Source organism: Monashia sp. NPDC004114 (assembly GCF_053603855.1).
Genome location: NZ_JBSGGK010000028.1, coordinates 40,161 through 53,714 on the forward strand (window position 1 = coordinate 40,161; position 13,554 = coordinate 53,714).

General features: G+C 70.7%; 11 protein-coding genes and 1 riboswitch. Of the genes, 7 read left to right on the forward strand and 4 right to left on the reverse strand.

The features are described from left to right. Nucleotides 1–23: 23 nt before the first annotated feature. Nucleotides 24–512 (reverse strand): N-acetyltransferase family protein, encoded by a 489-nt coding sequence (locus ACWEOW_RS23655; RefSeq protein ID WP_452271705.1) that lies wholly within the window; start codon nt 510–512, stop codon nt 24–26. A 109-nt stretch (nt 513–621) separates the two neighbouring features. On the opposite strand from ACWEOW_RS23655, the gene pcrA reads away from it, so the two are divergent. Further along, complete coding sequence (pcrA, locus tag ACWEOW_RS23660) at nt 622–3,114, forward strand: DNA helicase PcrA (protein WP_452271706.1); 2,493 nt, start codon at nt 622–624, stop codon at nt 3,112–3,114. 331 nt (nt 3,115–3,445) lie between these two features. Here pcrA and ACWEOW_RS23665 read toward each other — a convergent pair whose 3' ends face one another. Further along, a complete protein-coding gene (locus ACWEOW_RS23665; RefSeq protein ID WP_452271707.1) occupies nt 3,446–4,123 on the reverse strand; it encodes a M23 family metallopeptidase in 678 nt (225 codons plus the stop codon). Nucleotides 4,124–4,524: 401 nt separating this feature from the next. Beyond that, the gene (locus tag ACWEOW_RS23670) at nt 4,525–5,478 is read right to left on the reverse strand and encodes an esterase/lipase family protein (protein WP_452271708.1); all 954 of its coding nucleotides are present in this window, start codon (nt 5,476–5,478) and stop codon (nt 4,525–4,527) included. Between the two features lie 80 nt (nt 5,479–5,558). Here ACWEOW_RS23670 and ACWEOW_RS23675 point away from each other — a divergent pair, with 80 nt between their 5' ends. The 4 genes from ACWEOW_RS23675 (at nt 5,559) to ACWEOW_RS23690 (ending at nt 10,220) form a co-directional block, all read left to right on the forward strand. Beyond that, nucleotides 5,559–5,990: a cobalamin B12-binding domain-containing protein gene (locus tag ACWEOW_RS23675; RefSeq protein WP_452271709.1), complete on the forward strand. Its 432-nt coding sequence runs from the start codon at nt 5,559–5,561 to the stop codon at nt 5,988–5,990. Nucleotides 5,991–6,574: 584 nt separating this feature from the next. Then, on the forward strand, nt 6,575–7,753 hold the full coding sequence (gene sucC / locus ACWEOW_RS23680; protein ID WP_452271710.1) for an ADP-forming succinate--CoA ligase subunit beta: 1,179 nt from the start codon (nt 6,575–6,577) through the stop codon (nt 7,751–7,753). A gap of 39 nt (nt 7,754–7,792) precedes the next feature. Further along, nucleotides 7,793–8,689 carry a succinate--CoA ligase subunit alpha gene (gene sucD, locus ACWEOW_RS23685; protein ID WP_452271711.1) on the forward strand — a complete coding sequence of 299 codons (897 nt, stop codon included), beginning with the start codon at nt 7,793–7,795 and terminating at the stop codon, nt 8,687–8,689. A gap of 151 nt (nt 8,690–8,840) precedes the next feature. Further along, on the forward strand, nt 8,841–10,220 hold the full coding sequence (locus ACWEOW_RS23690; RefSeq protein WP_452271712.1) for a cell division protein PerM: 1,380 nt from the start codon (nt 8,841–8,843) through the stop codon (nt 10,218–10,220). 261 nt (nt 10,221–10,481) lie between these two features. Here ACWEOW_RS23690 and ACWEOW_RS23695 read toward each other — a convergent pair whose 3' ends face one another. Beyond that, the gene (locus ACWEOW_RS23695; protein ID WP_452271713.1) at nt 10,482–10,874 is read right to left on the reverse strand and encodes a hypothetical protein; all 393 of its coding nucleotides are present in this window, start codon (nt 10,872–10,874) and stop codon (nt 10,482–10,484) included. Nucleotides 10,875–11,011: 137 nt separating this feature from the next. Here ACWEOW_RS23695 and purN point away from each other — a divergent pair, with 137 nt between their 5' ends. Beyond that, nucleotides 11,012–11,623: a phosphoribosylglycinamide formyltransferase gene (gene purN, locus ACWEOW_RS23700; protein WP_452271717.1), complete on the forward strand. Its 612-nt coding sequence runs from the start codon at nt 11,012–11,014 to the stop codon at nt 11,621–11,623. A gap of 138 nt (nt 11,624–11,761) precedes the next feature. Further along, nucleotides 11,762–11,839: riboswitch (ZMP/ZTP riboswitch) on the forward strand. A gap of 38 nt (nt 11,840–11,877) precedes the next feature. Continuing rightward, the gene (gene purH / locus ACWEOW_RS23705; protein ID WP_452271714.1) at nt 11,878–13,479 is read left to right on the forward strand and encodes a bifunctional phosphoribosylaminoimidazolecarboxamide formyltransferase/IMP cyclohydrolase; all 1,602 of its coding nucleotides are present in this window, start codon (nt 11,878–11,880) and stop codon (nt 13,477–13,479) included. The last annotated feature ends 75 nt before the right edge of the window (nt 13,480–13,554 follow it).

Here is a 13,554-nt window from a genome sequence, read left to right on the forward strand (position 1 = left end):
CGACCTGGCAGGCGCCTTTCCCGTCAGGATCCGGCGACCGTGGCGAGGGCGGCGCCGTCGAGGCGGAAGGTCTTCCACTCCCGGAGCTCGTGGGCGCCGTGCGCGCGGTAGAACTCGATCGAGGGCGTGTTCCAGTCGAGCACTGCCCACTCGAGCCGGGTCCACCCTCGCTCGACGCAGATCTGCGCCAGTCGCGCGAGCAGGGCTCTGCCCAGCCCGTGGCCGCGCTGCTCGGGCTCGACGAACAGGTCTTCGAGCCAGATCCCCGCCCGGCCCGTCCACGTCGAGAAGCTCCGGAACCAGAGGGCCATGCCGACTGCGGTGCCGTCGCGCTCGGCGACCAGGGCGTATGCCGTCGGGTCGCCCGAGGAGGGGAACAGCGCCTCCCGGAAGAGCTCGGGTGTCGCCGTCGCCGAGTCGGGCTCGTTCTCGTAGGTCGCCAGCTCACGGACGAGCCTGATCAGGTCGGGGACGTCGCCCTCGGCGGCGTCGCGGATCACGAAGTCGGTCACGGCGACATCCTGCCCCTTGTGGATGAGCGCGGTTCGTCCATCTCGCCCGGCAAGGGCTGTGCGTCGCAGTCAGGGAGTGTTGGCGGTCCGACGTAGGCTGGTGGTCATCATGAGCACCCTCTTCGACGACCTTCCCATCCCCGGACTCGAGCCCGGCGAGGGCGCCGGTTCCCGCAAGTCCGGGCGCGCGGGCGCGGTCACCGACAAGGGGGTCCCGACCTGGGCCGAGGCCGCCGCGCAGGCCGGCATCCAGACCCCTCAGGAGGCGGCGACCGACCTCGACCCGGCGACCCTGCTCAAAGGACTCAACCCCCAGCAGCGCGAGGCCGTGGTCCACGAGGGAAGCCCGCTGCTCATCGTCGCGGGGGCCGGATCGGGCAAGACTCGGGTGCTGACCCACCGCATCGCGTGGCTGCTCGGTGACCGCGGCGTGCAGCCGGGGCAGGTCCTGGCCATCACCTTCACCAACAAGGCCGCCGCCGAGATGCGCGAGCGGGTCGAGGCCCTCGTCGGGCCACGGGCCCGAGCCATGTGGGTGATGACGTTCCACTCCGCCTGCGTGCGCATCCTGCGCCGCGAGGCGGCCAAGGTCGGCATGAAGTCGACCTTCTCCATCTATGACGCCGCCGACAGCCAGCGGCTCATGGCGCTGGTCCTGCGAGACCTCGACCTCGACCCGAAGCGGTACCAGCCGCGCAGCTTCACCGCGCAGGTCAGCAACCTCAAGAACGACCTCGTCGACGAGGAGACCTACGCGTCCAGGGTCAGCGAGGGCAACCACTACGAGCGCACCGTCTCGCAGGCCTACACGCAGTACCAACGCCGGCTCCGTCAGGCCAACGCCCTCGACTTCGACGACATCATCATGATGACCGTCCACATGCTCCAGGCCTTCCCGGACGTCGCGGAGTACTACCGGCGGCGGTTCCGGCACGTCCTCGTCGACGAGTACCAGGACACCAACCAGGCGCAGTACCAGCTGATCAAGGAGCTGGTCGGCGAGGTCAAGGGCCCCGAGGGCTCGTACGCCGTCCCGCCGGCCGAGCTCTGCGTCGTCGGCGACTCGGACCAGTCGATCTATGCCTTCCGTGGCGCGACCATCCGCAACATCCTCGAGTTCGAGCAGGACTACCCTGACGCGAAGACGATCCTGCTCGAGCAGAACTACCGCTCCACCTCACGGATCCTGCGCGCCGCCAACGCGGTCATCGCCCGCAACGAGGACCGTCGTCCGAAGAACCTCTGGACCGACTCTGGCGACGGCCCGCTCATCGTCGGCTACGTCGCCGACAACGAGCACGACGAGGCGGCCTTCGTGGCCAAGCAGATCGACGACCTCGCGGCGGAAGGGCTCACCCGCCCGGGCGATGTCGCCGTGTTCTACCGCACCAACGCCCAGAGCCGGGCCATCGAGGAGGTCCTCGTCCGAGTCGGCCTGCCCTACAAGGTCGTCGGCGGCACCCGCTTCTACGAGCGCCGGGAGATCAAGGATGCACTGGCCTACCTGCGAGTGATCTCCAACCCGACCGACACGGTCAACCTGCGCCGCATCCTCAACGTGCCCAAGCGCGGCATCGGCGACCGGGCCGAGGCGTGCGTCGCGGCCCTCGCCGAGCGCGAGCGCATCCCGTTCGTCGCCGCCCTCGGGCAGGCGCAGGACGCCCCGGGCATCGCGACGCGGTCGGTCGCCGCGATCCAGTCCTTCACCGACATGCTCGAGCGGCTGCGCATCGTCCGGGAGGGCGGTGGGGGCATCGCGACCCTCCTGGAAGCCGTGCTCGAACAGAGCGGGTACCTCGCCGAGCTGCGCGCAAGCCACGACCCGCAGGACGAGACCCGGATCGAGAACCTCGCCGAGCTCGTCGCCGTCGCGCAGGAGTTCGACGAGCGCAAGGCGCGTGACGCCGACGACCTCGCCGCCGGCATCGTGCCCGCCCCGGACGGCACCGAGCCCGAGGACGTCGCCCCCGCAACGGATCTCGAGGAGTTCCTCGAGCAGGTCTCCCTCGTGGCCGATGCCGACGAGGTGCCGGACGAGCCCGACGCGCAGGCCCAGGGCGTCGTCACCCTCATGACGCTGCACACGGCCAAGGGCCTGGAGTTCCCGGTGGTGTTCCTCACCGGGATGGAGGACGGCACGTTCCCGCACCTGCGAGCCCTGGCAGACCCGAAGGAGCTCGAGGAGGAGCGGCGCCTCGCCTACGTCGGCATCACGCGCGCCCGCGAGCGGCTCTACCTCTCACGCGCCGCGGTGCGCTCGGCCTGGGGTGCGCCGCAGTACAACCCGCCATCGCGCTTCCTCGACGAGATCCCGGCCGACCTGCTCGACTGGCAGCGGCTCGGGCCCTCGTTCTCGGGTGCCCGCGGCTCCGGGCAGCCGGCCGTTGCGACGCTCGCGGCACGCCCAGGGGTCCGCAGCCCGGGCAAGCGCCCGGTCATCTCGCTCCAGTCGGGCGACCGCGTGAGCCACGACGCCTTCGGCCTCGGCACGGTCGTGCGGGTCGAGGGTGAGGGGGACAAGTCGATGGCTCACGTCGACTTCGGCGACGAGACCGGCACGAAGCGCCTGCTGCTGCGCTACGCCCCTCTCGTCAAGCTCTGACCGCACGTTCCTGACCCACCTGCGCCACGGGCGGCATACCTCCCGGGCCCGCTCGGGCGCCGCGGCCCCCAAGTGGAGGGGTATGCCGGCCCGTGACCACCCACTCGGGCGCCGCGGCCCCCAAGTGGAGGGGTATGCCGGCCGGTGACCACCCAATCGGCGCCGCGGCCCCCAAGTGGAGGGGTATGCCGGCCCGTGACCACCCACTCGGGCGCCGCGGCCCTCAAGTGGTGGCGCGGGCGCGCGCGACGGGCGGGATCGCACGGAAGCGGCCGAGAACGACGAAGCCCGCCCCCGGGCGGGGGGCGGGCTCGCGAAGTCTGCTGTCAGGTCAGAGGTACACGCCTCGGTTGGCGAGCCACGGACGGGGCGGCACCGCGGAGCCGCCGTCGGGGTGGATCTCGAGGTGCACGTGCGGGCCGGTCGAGTTGCCGGTGCTGCCGCTGTAGGCGACCCGCTCGCCCGGGGAGACCGCTTCGCCGACCGAGACGAGGAGGCGGCTGTTGTGCGCCATCCACGAGACCGTGCCGTCCCAGTAGCGAATCTTGACCATGTAGCCGTAGCCCTCGGTGGACCACCCGGCGAAGATGACGGTGCCGCTGGACAAGGCCCGCACCGTGCTGCCGGTGGGGCAGGCGAGGTCCTGGGCGGGGTGCAGCTTGCCCCAGCGCCAGCCGAAGCCGGAGGTCAGGGTGTAGTTGGCGACCGGGGCGACCCAACGGTGAGCCTTGGCGATCGCGCGCGCCTTGGCGGCCGCCTTGGCCTTGGCGGCTGCGGCCGCCCTCGCCTTGTCCGACGCGGCCTTGGCTGCCGCTGCCTCTTCGGCGGCGTTCTGAGCCTCGGCCGCTGCGTCCTGACCAGTGCTCGTCGCGTCGACGATGAGCGTCATCGCCTCACGCGCCATGTCACGGGACGAGCGGGCGCCGGCCCGGTTGGACGCCGCGGCGGCCACCGCGTCGGGGTCCGCCGCAAGTCCCAGCCCGGCGACCGTGTTCGACACGTTCTTCATCGCTGCAGCCTCGGGGCTGAGCGCGCTCGCGCCGGAACCACGGATGACGAGGCCGCCGGCGACAGTGGAAGAGAGCAGAGCAACGGGGACGACAATGTGTCGACCCCGCGTTGGCTTCATAGCCGGCCTGTGGCGGCCTACGTAACGTCCTCTGGGCACGGAGCAAACACCTAACGGTTCCAGTCAGCGAGGGCCCAAGGGTAACGTGACCGTTTCGTTACTCAAAAACCTGCCACGAATCCCAGAGCCCCGACGTCGCGGGAGGGGTTCGCGACTGCGCCTGACACTAGGGCATCCAGAGTCGGTGCAACAAGGTTGTGCACCGAGGTTTTGGTGGCGATTCGAGATGATCGAGACCGTTTCGCACGGAACGGCCGACACGCCCGTTCGGTGCGCCGCCTTCAGGCCGACGTCGTGCTAGTGCGTCGGGTGCGCAACGTGCTGACACCCGGGGTCACCGTCGCGCCGCTCGTGTCGAGGTGGGCCAGCGCGGTGGAGATGCCGTGGACGACGCTGCTCGTGATCGGCAGGCTCATGTGCCCCACGCCGTGGAGCGCGATGTTGTGGACGTTGAGGTCGTCGTGGTGCAGGGCGGCGTTCCGCGGCGGGAGGACGACCTGGTCGAGGTCGGACCAGTAGACGATGAAGCGGGTCTGGCAGTCCTTGACCGGCTGCGCGAGCTCGTCGTAGAGGGCGCTGCCGGGGCGCAGCTGACGGGTCAGGCCGTTGTCCCAGACGTAGGCGAGGTAGCTGCCCTGGTGCGGCGTGCCGAGGGTCACGAGCGTGTGCACGTGGGCGTCGCCGCCGAGGCGGGTCACGTAGTAGCGCGCGATGAGTCCGCCCATGGAGTGGCCGATCACGTGGATCCGCTCGTAGCCGGTCTCTTCGACGATCCGCTCCACCTCGGCGCCGAGCCGTGCGGCAGCGGCCCGGATGTCGTCGGTGAAGATCGAGTAGTTGATCGTGTCGATGCGGCCGAACCCGCGGCGCACGAGGCCGCGGCGCAGCACGGTGAAGATCGAGCGGTTGTCGACCATGCCGTGCACGAGCAGGATCGGGGTCTCCGCCGCCTCGACGTTGCGCACCGCGAGACCTCGTCGGCCGGGCGGGAGATGGCCGAGCCGGTACCCCTGCCGGCGGTCGCTTGTGCCGACATCGAGCAGGCCGAGGGGGTACAGGCCCAGGTGCAGACCGATCCATGTCGCCTCGACTGCCGCTCCTGCGAGGCCGGTCGGCGTGAGCAGCGCGCTGGCGACCTCACCGAGGGTGGCGAGCAGCCCCTGTGGCGGACTCGGCTCGCTCGCCTCGGTCACGCTCGGGCGCGGCGTCCGCGCCGCGCGTGCTGCCCCTGCCATTCTTCGACGTTACCCCGAGTAGTGGGCGATGGGTCACTATTGGGCGCTGCACCGGCACACCGCTGGCTAGAGTTCCGGGCATGAGCGAGACCCCGGGATCAGTAGGCGCAGTTGCGGGAGACGTCATCCGCGTCGTCGTGGCCAAGCCGGGCCTCGACGGTCACGACCGTGGGGCCAAGGTGGTCGCCCGAGCTCTGCGCGATGCTGGTATGGAGGTCATCTACACCGGGCTGCACCAGACACCGGAGCAGATCGTCGAGGCCGCCATCCAGGAGGACGCCGACGTCGTCGGCCTGTCCGTGCTCTCCGGCGCACACATGACGCTGTTCGCCCGAGTGGTCGAGCTGCTCGGCCAGCGCGACGCGAGCGACATCATCGTCTTCGGCGGCGGCATCATCCCCGACGACGACATCCCCGAGCTCGAGGCGCTCGGTGTCGCAAAGGTCTTCACTCCGGGTGCGACGACGACCGAGATCGTCGAGTGGGTGCGCGAGAACGTCCACCCCGCCTGACCGCTTCGCGCGGCTGGCCGATCCGCGCGGTATGCCGCCCGCTCTCATCACCCCCGTCGAGTGGCCTCCCAGCCCCACCTGTCACAGCAAAGTCCGAGTCGAGTGGCCACGCCGTCCCACCCGTTCCGTGCCTGGTGGGGCCTGGGTGACGGAGCGGCCACTCGAGGTGTGACGGGGCGGCCACTCGAGGTGGGGCCTGGGTGACGGAGCGGCCACTCGAGTTGTGACGGGGCGGCCACTCGAGGTGTGACGGGGCGGCCACTCGAGGTGTGACGGGGCGGCCACTCGAGGTGGGGCCTGGGTGACGGAGCGGCCGCTCGAGGTGTGACGGGGCGGCCACTCGAGGTGGGGCCTGGGTGACGGAGCGGCCACTCGAGTTTGGGGAAGGGACCCTCGGTGTGTGATCTTCGTCCGGTCCGGCCGCCCGATGCGGTCGCTGCTGGTCCGGGGCACTAGAGTCCCAGGGACAGCCTGAATCGGTTGCGCCTCACGCGCAGGGACCGACCGAGCACCAGCGCGGGGCCCCGGCACGTCCAGCGGGCGCAGTCGACGACCCGTTTCGACGACGAGGACGGACCCCACCCGTGGATCTCTTCGAGTACCAAGCCCGCGACATGTTCGAAGCGCACGGCGTGCCCGTGCTGGCCGGCGCCATCGCCACGACGCCGGAGGAGGCCCGTGCCGCAGCCGAGCGGATCGGCCAGGCGTCCGGTGGTGTGACGGTCGTCAAGGCCCAGGTCAAGACGGGCGGCCGTGGCAAGGCCGGCGGCGTCAAGGTCGCCAAGAGCCCCGACGAGGCGCAGCAGCACGCGCAGGCGATCCTCGGGATGGACATCAAGGGCCACACCGTCCACACCGTCATGGTCGCCGCGGGCGCCCGGATCGCCGAGGAGTACTACTTCTCGCTCCTGCTCGACCGCGCCAACCGCAGCTATCTCGCCATGTGCTCCAAGGAGGGCGGCATGGAGATCGAGCAGCTCGCGGTCGAGCGGCCCGATGCGCTGGCCCGGATCGCGGTCGACCCGAACGTCGGCATCGACGACGCGAAGGCCCAGGAGATCGTCGACGCCGCAGGCTTCGACGACGCGGACAAGCCGAAGATCGCCGACGTCATCAAGACGCTCTGGAAGGTGTACCGCGACGAGGACGCCACGCTGGTCGAGGTCAACCCGCTCGTCAAGACCGAGGACGGCTCGATCATCGCGCTCGACGGCAAGGTGACCCTCGACGGCAACGCCGACTTCCGCCACCCCGACCACGCCGCCCTCGAGGACAAGGCCGCCGCCGACCCGCTCGAGGCGGCCGCCAAGGACAAGGGCCTCAACTACGTCAAGCTCGACGGGTCCGTCGGCATCATAGGCAACGGCGCGGGCCTCGTGATGAGCACCCTCGACGTCGTCGCCTATGCCGGTGAGGAGTTCGGCGGCCAGAAGCCCGCCAACTTCCTCGACATCGGCGGCGGTGCCAGCGCCGAGGTGATGGCCAACGGCCTGCACATCATCCTCGGTGACGCGCAGGTCAAGAGCGTCTTCGTCAACGTCTTCGGTGGCATCACCGCGTGCGACGAGGTCGCCCGCGGCATCGTCGGCGCTCTCGACGCGCTCGGGGACGAGGAGACCAAGCCGCTCGTGGTGCGACTCGACGGCAACAACGTCGAGGAGGGCCGCCGCATCCTCGCCGAGCGCAACCACCCGCTCGTCACCATCGAGCCGACGATGGACGGCGCCGCGCGCCGCGCCGCCGAGCTCGCAGCAGCCAACTGACCGGGTCACGTACGAGAACTGAAAGAGGCGCAACAAGCCATGGCAATCTTCCTCAACGCTGACTCGAAGGTCATCGTCCAGGGCATGACCGGCTCCGAGGGCATGAAGCACACGCAGCGGATGCTCAAGTCCGGCACCGACATCGTCGGCGGGGTCAACCCGCGCAAGGCCGGCACCACCGTCGACTTCGAGGGCGGCGTGACCGTCCCGGTCTACGGCACCGTGCAGGAGGCGATCGCGGCGACGGGCGCGAACGTCAGCGTCATCTTCGTCCCGGCGCAGTTCACCAAGGCCGCCGCGGTCGAGGCGATCGACGCGGCCATTCCGCTCGCCGTCGTCATCACCGAGGGCGTGGCCGTGAAGGACACGGCGGAGTTCTTCAACTACGCCAAGGCGAAGGGCACGACGCGGATCGTCGGCCCGAACTGCCCCGGCCTGATCACGCCGGGCGTCTCCAACGCCGGCATCATCCCGGCCGACATCTCGGGCACTGGTCGGATCGGGCTGGTCTCCAAGTCGGGCACGCTGACGTACCAGATGATGTACGAGCTGCGTGACTTCGGTTTCAGCTCCGCCGTTGGCATCGGTGGCGACCCGATCATCGGCACGACCCACATCGACTGCCTCGAGGCGTTCCAGAACGACCCCGACACCGACGCGATCGTCATGATCGGCGAGATCGGCGGCGACGCGGAAGAGCGCGCCGCGGCATACATCAAGGAGCATGTCACCAAGCCGGTCGTCGGCTATGTCGCGGGCTTCACCGCCCCCGAGGGCAAGACGATGGGCCACGCGGGCGCGATCGTGTCCGGGTCGTCGGGCACGGCGCAGGCCAAGAAGGAGGCCCTCGAGGCCGCCGGGGTCAAGGTCGGCAAGACGCCGTCCGAGACGGCGCAGCTCATGCGCGAGATCATGCAGCAGCACGTCGTGGCCTGACCTGCCACCCGCGGTTCGTCGCGGGCGGTCACCCGGTGCGGGTGGCCGCCCGTCGCGCGTCCCCGGCCGGACGGCATCCCGACGAAAGCAACGACACCGGTTCACGCCCCACCGGCGTGGGGGCTCGCCCCAGGTCCGGGTCCTTGTGACCATGGACGAACCGACCGGCATACCAGCGCCCAGGTCACGATCCACGACAAGCCACGGGGTGAGAGCACTGGCCACATCGACGAGCCTCTCGTCGGCGATGCCGGCTGCCCTGCGGGCCGGTGTGCTGGCCGCCATCGGTACGTGGTCGGTCGTCGTGCTGCCCGCGCTGGCCGGGTGGGTGGCCTCGTCGGAGAGCTCGCTCGGCTGGTTCTCGGCCGTCTCGGTCGGGACCGCGATCTGGTTCCTCGGCCACGGGCAGTCCGTCGGCATCGGCAGCCTGTCCATCTCGCTGACGCCGCTGCTGCTCCTGCTGGTCTTCGTCTACATCGCGTACCGCTGGGCGCGCCGCCTCGCTGCGACGCAGCGCCTGCGCGTCGGCGCCGACCACTGGAGCCGCGTCGCCGGCCGCGAGCTCGTGCCGGGTTTCGTCATCGGCTACGGGCTCGTCGCAGCGGTGGTGGCGCTGTTCACCCTCGGCGGCCCGGCTACACCGGGGGTGGCCGCGGTCCTCGGCGCGCTGGTCGTGCCAGTGGTGGCGCTCGGTTTCGTCCTCGTGCGGCCGGACAGTGACACCGCGCCGGCTTTCGTGAAGCGGTGGTTCCGCCGCGGGCCGACCTGGCTGCCGTCCGTGTGGCGCATCGGATGGCGCGGCGCGGGCCTCCTGCTGGCGCTCGGGGCCGCCGTGGCGCTCGGGCGCATCGTGGTGAGCTGGGGGTCCGTGTCCGCCGTGCAGGAGCAGTACTCCGGCAACCTCGCCGAGAGCGCGATCCTGGCCGCCGGGCAGATTGCGCTGCTCGGCAACGCCGCGACGTGGGCGCTGTCGTTCATTGCCGGCCCCGGCTTTCAGATCGCCGTCGGCTCGACGATCTCACCGGCGGTGGCACACCCCGGCCTGCTGCCGCTCATCCCCGTGTTCGGCGCGCTGCCGGAGTCGGATGCGTACCCCTCCGTGATGTATGCCGTCGCGCTCGCCCCCGTCGCCGTCGGCGCCTACCTGGGCCGCCGGGTCGACGCTGAGCTGGAGTTCTTCGGCAACGTGCGCGCGCGGATGTCGGCGACCGTTGCCGCAGCGGCGCTCGCCGTGGCGGTGATCATCACCCTGACGGCGCTGGGCAACGGGGCCGTCGGCACGGACCGGCTGTCGGACATCGGTCCGCGGATCTGGCCCTTCGCCGCCGCCCTCGCACTCGAGGTCGTGGGCGGCGCGCTGCTCTGGCTTGCTGGGCTCCTGCTCGCCGACGTGGTGCGCTCGCGTCGAGAACGCTCGGCCGAGGCCGACGGGCCGGACGACCGGAAGCCGGTCAAACCGGGTCCCCCTGACGGGACTGACGGCACGGCCAGCGGGTCCGGCGACGACCCGGACCGGCTGCCGGTGACCTGAGGCTCGTGGTCACAGCCAAACCCGGGTGAATGCGTGGCCACTCGAGGGGGTGGTTGACTCGAGTGGCCTCGTGGTCACAGCCAAACCCGGGTGAATGCGAGGCCACTCGACGGGGTGGTTGACTCGAGTGGCCACGTGGTCACAGCCAAACCCGGGTGAATGCGGGGCCACTCGGCGGGGTGGTGGACTCAAGTGCGCGGGACGCACGAAACTCGGTTTCGTGCTTGGCGCAGCGGCCGCGCGGGTGCCGGACGGCCAGCCTCAGCGGACGACCAGGCTCAGCGGGCCGGGCTCCTTGAGCTTCTCGCAGTCGCCCTGCGCCACCGCCGTCTGCGCGCCCGCCCGGCACTCCTCGTAGGCGCTGACCGTGCGGTAGAAGGCGAGCTGGAACAGCAGGGACGAGATGAGCATGCCGATGATGACGAGGGTCAGCGCGGGCCAGATCTTCTCCCGCCCCGCCCGCATCGTCAGGAAACGCAGCAACCGGATGGTGAGCACGACCGCGATGACGAGCGGGATCAACGCCACGAACCGTTTCGGCAGCGGCAGGTACATCGCCACCAGGGCGAGCAGCACGAGCACAGCCACCGGCAGCGTGAGCTTGGCCTTCTCTCGAGCGAAGGCCAGCTCTCGCTGCATGTCGGGGTCAGTCATGGCCACCATCCTCGCCCATGGGCGTCCGGGGCGACGCACGGGTGGGGCACGGTCCGGTCGCTAGACTGCCGCGCGTGACGAGCCAGGCGACCCCCACCGACCCTGACCGTGTTGATCCACTGGCCGACTCGCGTGACGTGCCACCCGATGCCGACTCGGTCGGCATCGTCGTCCTCGTCTCCGGCTCCGGCACGCTCCTTCAGGCGCTGATCGACGCCACTGCGGACCCGGACTACGGCGTGAGCATCGAGGCGGTCGGTGCCGACCGACCGTGTGCGGGGATCGAGCGGGCGGCGGCGGCCGGCATACCGACGTTCGTATGCCGGCCGGCGGACTTCGCCGACCGTGCCGAGTGGGACGTCGCGCTCGCTGAGGAGCTTGCAGCGGCGGCGCCGAGCTTCGTCGTCACGGCCGGCTTCATGCGCCTGCTGGGGCCGACCGCGCTGGCCCAGCATCGGTTCATCAACACCCATCCGGCCCTGCTGCCGAGCTTTCCTGGCGCGCACGGTGTCCGCGACGCCCTGGCCTACGGCGTCAAAGTCACCGGCACCACCTGCCACGTCGTCGATGCGGGGGTCGACACCGGGCCGATCATCGAGCAGCGGGCCGTCCGGGTCGAGGCGGACGACACCGAGGAGACCCTGCACGAGCGAATCAAGGTGCAGGAGCGCGACCTGCTCGTCGAGACGGTCCAGCGCCTGGCCGCCGAGGGTTTCGCCGTCGAGGGCCGGCACGTCCGGATCGGCTGACCAGGCGCCTGCGCTCAGTGACCACCCGACCCGGCTTTCTCCCGTCGAGCGAGCGCGTCGTCCACGGTGCGCACATGACACCGTCGTCACACCCGCGGGTCACGCTCGATTCGGGCCATCCAGTGGTCCGCCGGTAGGCTGGCCGCACACGACTGGCGCGGGTGGGTCTACCACCAGGGAGTGAACGTCGGAGCATCGCCCGCCTGGGTGCTCCTGGAACGGACCGACCTGAACCGACTGCTGCAGGAGCTGCCATGTCCGATGGACGCCGCCCGATCAAGCGCGCCCTCGTCTCCGTCTACGACAAGACCGGCCTCGACGACCTCGCCAAGGCGCTCGGCGCCGCGGGCGTGACGATCGTCTCGACCGGCTCGACAGCGAAGACCATCGCCGCTGCGGGGGTGCCGGTGACGCAGGTCGAGGAGCTGACCGGCTTCCCCGAGTGCCTCGACGGTCGCGTCAAGACGCTCCACCCGCGGGTCCACGCCGGCATCCTCGCGGACACCCGCAACCCCGACCACCTCCGCCAGCTCGCCGAGCTCGAGGTCGAGCCGTTCGACCTCGTTGTCGTCAACCTCTACCCCTTCCGGGAGACCGTGCAGTCCGGCGCGAGCGAGGACGAGTGCATCGAGCAGATCGACATCGGTGGCCCCTCGATGGTGCGCGCCTCCGCCAAGAACCACGCGAGCGTCGCGATCGTGACGAGCCCGGCGGCATACGGCCAGGTCGTGGCGGCGGTCGACGCCGGTGGCTTCACGCTGGCAGAGCGCAAGCGCCTCGCGGCCGAGGCGTTCGTGCACACCGCGACCTACGACAACGCCGTGGCGAACTGGATGGGCAACGTCGTGGCCGACACGACCGACGGCACGGGTTTCCCCGCGTGGACGGGCGCGACGTTCGACCGGTCGGCCGCGCTGCGCTACGGCGAGAACCCGCACCAGCGGGCCGCGCTCTACCGCCACTGGCGCCCGGGCGTCGCCTCGGCCGAGCAGCTGCACGGCAAGGAGATGTCGTACAACAACTACGTCGACACCGACGCCGCAGTGCGCGCTGCACACGACCACGGTGACCAGCCGACCGTGGCGATCATCAAGCACGCGAACCCGTGCGGCATCGCCGTCGGGGACACGATCGAGCAGGCCTACGAGCGGGCGCACGCGACCGACCCGGTCAGCGCCTACGGCGGGATCATCGCCGCCAACCGGACCGTGACGAAGGCGATGGCCGAAGCCGCGAAGCCGGTCTTCACCGAGGTCATCATCGCGCCGGACTACGAGCCCGAGGCGCTCGAGATCCTCACGGCCAAGAAGAACCTCCGGATTCTGCGGCTCCCCGCCGGGATGGCCGCTGCGGCCGACCCCATCGAGACGCGCGCGGTCAGCGGTGGCCTGCTCGTGCAGTCCGTCGACCGCGTGGATGCCGTGGTGCATGACACCGAGGGCACCGTCACGGGCGGTGACGACGCCGCACGCTGGCGCCTCGTCGCAGGTGAGGTGGCCGACGCGGCGACCCTCGCGGACCTGCAGTTCGCCTGGCGCGCGATCCGCGCCGTCAAGTCCAACGCGATCCTGCTCGCCAAGGACGGCGCGGCCGTCGGTGTCGGCATGGGCCAGGTCAACCGGGTCGACTCCTGCTTCCTGGCCGTGCGTCGTGCGGGGGAGGATCGCGCCCGCGGGTCGGTGGCGGCCTCGGACGCGTTCTTCCCGTTCGCGGACGGCCTGCAGATCCTGCTCGACGCGGGCGTCAAGGCCGTCGTGGCCCCGGGTGGGTCGATCCGCGACGAGGAGGTCATCGAGGCGGCCCGCGCCGCGGGCGTGACGATGTACTTCACCGGCACCCGCCACTTCGCCCACTGACGAGCTCCGGCCCCTGAGTCCGCCACACACCCGGAAACCGCGAGCTCCTGCTGGTTGCAACCAGCAGGAGCTCGC

Bases quoted from the DNA above. Each gene is read 5' to 3' on its own strand.
- pcrA (WP_452271706.1), top strand. From the start codon at position 622: ATGAGCACCCTCTTCGACGACCTTCCCATCCCCGGACTCGAGCCCGGC.
- ACWEOW_RS23665 (WP_452271707.1), bottom strand. From the start codon at position 4,123: ATGAAGAACGTGTCGAACACGGTCGCCGGGCTGGGACTTGCGGCGGAC.
- ACWEOW_RS23670 (WP_452271708.1), bottom strand. From the start codon at position 5,478: ATGGCAGGGGCAGCACGCGCGGCGCGGACGCCGCGCCCGAGCGTGACC.
- ACWEOW_RS23675 (WP_452271709.1), top strand. From the start codon at position 5,559: ATGAGCGAGACCCCGGGATCAGTAGGCGCAGTTGCGGGAGACGTCATC.
- sucD (WP_452271711.1), top strand. From the start codon at position 7,793: ATGGCAATCTTCCTCAACGCTGACTCGAAGGTCATCGTCCAGGGCATG.
- ACWEOW_RS23690 (WP_452271712.1), top strand. From the start codon at position 8,841: ATGGACGAACCGACCGGCATACCAGCGCCCAGGTCACGATCCACGACA.
- ACWEOW_RS23695 (WP_452271713.1), bottom strand. From the start codon at position 10,874: ATGACTGACCCCGACATGCAGCGAGAGCTGGCCTTCGCTCGAGAGAAG.
- purH (WP_452271714.1), top strand. From the start codon at position 11,878: ATGTCCGATGGACGCCGCCCGATCAAGCGCGCCCTCGTCTCCGTCTAC.